This window comes from Streptomyces sp. NPDC001933 (genome assembly GCF_042890955.1).
Classification (GTDB): Bacteria; Actinomycetota; Actinomycetes; order Streptomycetales; family Streptomycetaceae; genus Streptomyces.
Map to the genome: position 1 here is coordinate 1 of NZ_JBIASS010000092.1, position 4486 is coordinate 4486.

The 4486-nt window shown below is 66.6% G+C and carries 2 protein-coding genes and 2 pseudogenes; 3 read left to right on the forward strand and 1 reads right to left on the reverse strand.

Annotated elements, in window-relative coordinates; all coding sequences use genetic code 11:
- From ACFYY7_RS45210 to ACFYY7_RS45220, 3 genes and pseudogenes are all read left to right on the forward strand, one after another.
- A partial coding sequence (locus ACFYY7_RS45210; protein WP_388672209.1) for a PA domain-containing protein occupies positions 1–1937 on the forward strand: 1937 nt, incomplete at its 5' end.
- Positions 1938–2115: 178 nt separating this feature from the next.
- Positions 2116–2278 (forward strand): annotated as a pseudogene (locus ACFYY7_RS45215) (IS6 family transposase); the annotation flags it as partial.
- Between the two features lie 195 nt (positions 2279–2473).
- Complete coding sequence (locus ACFYY7_RS45220) at positions 2474–3205, forward strand: Helicase associated domain protein (RefSeq protein ID WP_388672212.1); 732 nt, start codon at positions 2474–2476, stop codon at positions 3203–3205.
- Here ACFYY7_RS45220 and ACFYY7_RS45225 read toward each other — a convergent pair.
- Positions 3202–4288, reverse strand: a pseudogene (locus ACFYY7_RS45225) (IS630 family transposase). The gene ACFYY7_RS45220 and the pseudogene ACFYY7_RS45225 sit on opposite strands and share 4 nt — an antisense overlap.
- Positions 4289–4486: the final 198 nt, after the last annotated feature.

The window sequence follows — 4486 nt, forward strand, 5'->3', positions numbered from 1 at the left end:
ACGGCACCGCGATCCGCACCACCGTCGGCGCCACGAAGGACGTGCCCACCGTCGACCTCACCCTCAACACGATCGACCGGAACGGAGACCCGGCGTCCGGCGAACTCGTGGTGTTCGACCTGGACAACGGGGTCGCCCAAGAGGTCTTCCCCCAGGGCGGAACCAAGACCGTCGCGGTGCCGCAGGGTCGCTACTCCGTCATGGGCTTGGTCTATACGAAGGACAAGGCCACGGGCCTGGCCGTGAGCAACACGCTCGCCGGTGAGCCCGTCGTGGATCTGAAGGCGGACCGGACGATCACGATGGACGCCAGGCTGGGCAAGGAGGTCAAGGTCGCGACTCCCAAGGAGTCGCAGTCGAGCCAGTACAAGCTCGGGTACCGCCAGGGCCTCCCCGGTAAAAGGGGGATCGACTACATGAAGGGTACGTCGAGCCTGTTCGCGAAGCACGCCTATGTGGTGCCCACCAAGCCGGTGACGGACGGTACCTTCGAGTTCAACTTCCAGGACCGTAGGTACTCGCCGTTGATCCGGGCGTCCTATGCCGGGCAGGGAGGCGCGCTCCCGCTCACGCCGGTGCTCTATGCGGCCCGGTTGTACGGCTCCAGCAAGCTCCAGGCGGTCGACGCCGGCACGGGACGGCCGGAGGACCTGGCCGGCAAGGACTTCGATGGCAAGCTCGCGGTCGTCACCCGCGATGCCACCTTGAAGGTCGTCGACCAGATCGCCGCTGTGGCCGGTGCCGGCGCGAAGGCAGCGATCATCGTCAACGACCGGCCCGGCGTCTACGCAACCAGCGTGCCGCGCGTCACCGGCACCGCTATCCCGGCCTGGAGCCTCACCCAGGACGAGGGCGCGGTGCTCTTCGGCCGGATGGCCGACGGTCCCACGCGGATCAGCCTGCAGGGCATCAAGAAGAACCCCTACGCGTACAACATCGCGCTGATGGTGCCCGGGGGCATTCCGGGCGACCCCACCGACGCGGTCACCACGGAGAACTCGGCCATGGTGAAGTCCCACTACCGCAGCACCAAGGGCACTCTGATCGGCGACACCACCTCGGCGATCCGCCCGGGAGAATCCTTCATCACCCAACTCATAGACTTCTACGACGCCCCGGTGGACCGGGAGGAGTGGTACTCCACCGGCAGCAAGTGGCCGACGATGAAGGACATGCGGTGGTGGCACACGGTCTACCCGGACCGCAAGGACATCATCACCAGCATGAGAGACCTCATCCGCAACTACAGCCCGGGCGAGCAGCGCGAGGAGACCTGGCTGGGCGCTGCGAACGGCCCGTCCGGACCGGAGAGCACCCTTGCGTTCCGCGACGGTGACAAGGTCACCCTCAACATGATGGAGATGGGCGACAGCCAGCCCGGACACTACGCCTACTTCCAGGGCGACAACGGCACCACGTCGACGGTGCGGCTGTACCAGGACAGCAAACTCTTCAAGGAACAAGGCTGGTTCTCGCTCACAACGCTGCCGGTCAGCCCTGACCCGGCGACCTACCGGATCACCATGGACACCGAGCACCCGGAGTGGTTCCCGCTGTCCACCAAGGCCAGCACCGCGTGGACGTTCAAGTCCGCCCGGCCGGCGAACGGCCAGGAGGACCTGGCGCTGCTCTGGCCGAGGTACGGCCTGGACCTGGACGCGGAGAACACCGCCAAGGGCGGCAAGAACTACCACTTCGACCTGGCCTTCGTCCTCCAGAACGGCGCCACCCCGGACATCGACGGGGTGAAGGTGGAGGCGTCCGCCGACGACGGTGCCACCTGGCAGCCCGCGAAGCTCAAGAGCAAGAGCGACGGCAGCTACAAGGTGTCCGTCAACAACCCGGCATCGGGCTACGTGTCCCTGCGCATCAAGGCACAGGACACCCACGGCAGCAAGATCGAACAGACCCTGATCAAGGCCTACGCCGTACGCTGACCCCTACCGCAGCCCTTCCCCGACCACGCCCCTGACGCAAGGCACGCCCTTGCGCCAGGGGCGCACCCCGTTGTACCGATCCGAGACGGGTTGGGTTCTGGGTCGTTGGAGGGCACTGTCACGTTGACTGACCGGCCTGGGACGATCTTCTGGTTGGTCGTGCTGGGAGGGGTCGTCCGTGGACAGCGCGCCGCCGTCGTACAAGGGGCACCGGTACCCGGTGGAGATCATCGCGCACTGCGTGTGGCTGCACTTCCGTTTCCCGCTGTCGCTCCGCGAGGTCGAGGAGCTGATGCTCGAACGCGGCGTGCTCGTCTCCCACGGAGACGGTCCGCCGCTGGCCCGGAGCCGGAGCGGGTGTGGGCGGACTGGCGGTACGGCGAACACCCGCCCGCCCACCGGCGTGCCGTGCTGGAGGAGTTCGCGTCCGACGTCATCGAGAACCAGGAACAGGCGCAGCTGGTCGAGGGTGGTGTCGGGGGCGCAGCGGGGGTGGGCGGCGGTCGGGGAAGGGGTTGGTGCCGGCGGCTTTGAGGGTGTTGAGCTCGGTGAAGGTGCTGGGTGAGGGCGTTGATACGGCGAATTGTGATTCCGTCGCGTTCTGCGATGCTCGGGGGTCGGTGATCGACATCGTGCAAATGGTTGGACGTGCCCTGAGAATGAAGCCTGGTCAAGGGAAGATTGCTTCTCTGATTGTTCCTGTATTCCTTGCGCCGGGTGAAACACCGGACGAAATGCTGACCTCGGACGCCTACGGAACCCTCGCGAAGGTCCTCTCAGCGCTGCGGGCGCACGACACCGACACGATCGAGCACCTCGCCGATCCTCGTGTGCGCAGCGGTAGTTGGGTGGTCGAGGAGGGCGAGGAAGGCGAGGTGGAGGAGCCGGCGGGTGAGCGGGGACCGAGTGCGCCTGCGCAGGAACTGCTGAAGTTCAGCACGCCTCGGGACCCGGCGTTGCTGCCACGGTTCGTGAGGCTGCGGGTGATCGAGCCGGAGAACACGTTCTGGCGGCGCGGTATCCAGGCATGCGTGCGGTACGTGAAGGAGACCGGTGCGCAGCAGTTGCGGGTGCCGTACGACTACATCACCCCCGATGACTGGGTTCCGACGGGGTTTCCGCTGGGGACGTGGCTGGCTGATCAGCGCAAAACCCATTGGGCGGGGCGTCTGGATGCGGGGCGGGTGGAACAGCTCGACGGGCTGGGCATGGTCTGGTCGCACCAGGACATTGCGTTCGAGGAAGGCCTGGCGGCTGCCCGCGCCTAGTGACCTGGTCCGGAGAGCCTGTCGCAGTAGCGGCAGACGCGGTCGAGAATCTGATCGGCGGTCTTGGTCCACTTGAAGGGCCGGGCGTTGTCGTTCCAGACCTTGATCCAGTCTTCGAGTGCGGTCTTTGAGGTCGTCGAGTGAGCAGAACACGCCGCGTTCGAGGCAACGCCGTTCCAGCTCGGCGAACCACCGCTCGACCTGGTTGATCCAGGACGAGTAGGTCGGGGTGAAGTGCAGCTCGAACCGGGGGTGCGCGAGCAGCCACTTGTGCACGACCGGTGCCTTGTGGGCGGAGAGGTTGTCGCAGATCACGTGGACCGCCAGGCCGGGATCGGTCTGGCGGTCGATCTCGTCGAGGAAGCCGCGGAAGTCGACCGCCCGGTGCTGTGCGGACAGTTTCCCGATCACCTTGCCGGTCGCGGTGTTCAGGGTGGCGAACAGGTCGACCGTGCCGTGCCGGACGTAGTCGAAACTGCGCCGCTCGGGGGTGCCCGGGACCATTGGCAGCACCGGAGCGGTCCGCTCTAGGGCCTGGATCTGCGGTTTCTCGTCCACCGCGAACACCAGCGCGTTCGCCGGCGGAGCCAGATACAGGCCCACCACGTCACGGATCTTGTCGATCAGCAGTGGATCGGGCAAGATCTTGAAGGTCTCGGTCCGCCAGGGCTCCAGACCGAAAGCCCGCCAGATTCGCAGCACGTTCGACGGCGAGACGCCGACCCGTTTGGCCAGCTCCCGCTTTGACCAGTGCGTCGCCCCCTGGGGTATCTCCTCAAGAGTGCGGACCACCACTTCTTCCACCTGGGCGTCGGTGATGGTCCGCGGGACCCCGGGCCGCGGCTCGTCCGACAGACCGTCCAGCCCGTGCCGCAGGAACCGGGACCGCCATCTGCCCACCGTCTTGCGCCCGATGCCCAGCCGGGCGGCCACCGCGGCGTTGTTACCCCCTTGCGCGCACGACAGCACGATCTGCGCACGCTGGGCCAGGCCCTGCGCTGTCGAGCGCCGCCCGGCCCAGCTCTGCAACGTCAACCGCTCAACTTCCGACAGCACCACCGGAGGCAGCCCGGTATCACCCATGACCCCAGGACACCGGGCCGGGCCGGCCCCGTCAGGCAAACCCCAAGATCTGAAACAGAATACGAATCATGAGGCGAGCCCCCCAGAACTCAAAACCAGGTCACTAGGTCTCGGTACTCACCACCCTGGGACCGTGACCCCTGCCGCCGCGAACGGGTCCAGCAGCACCCGGTACTGCTCCTCCGTCAGTTTCGTACG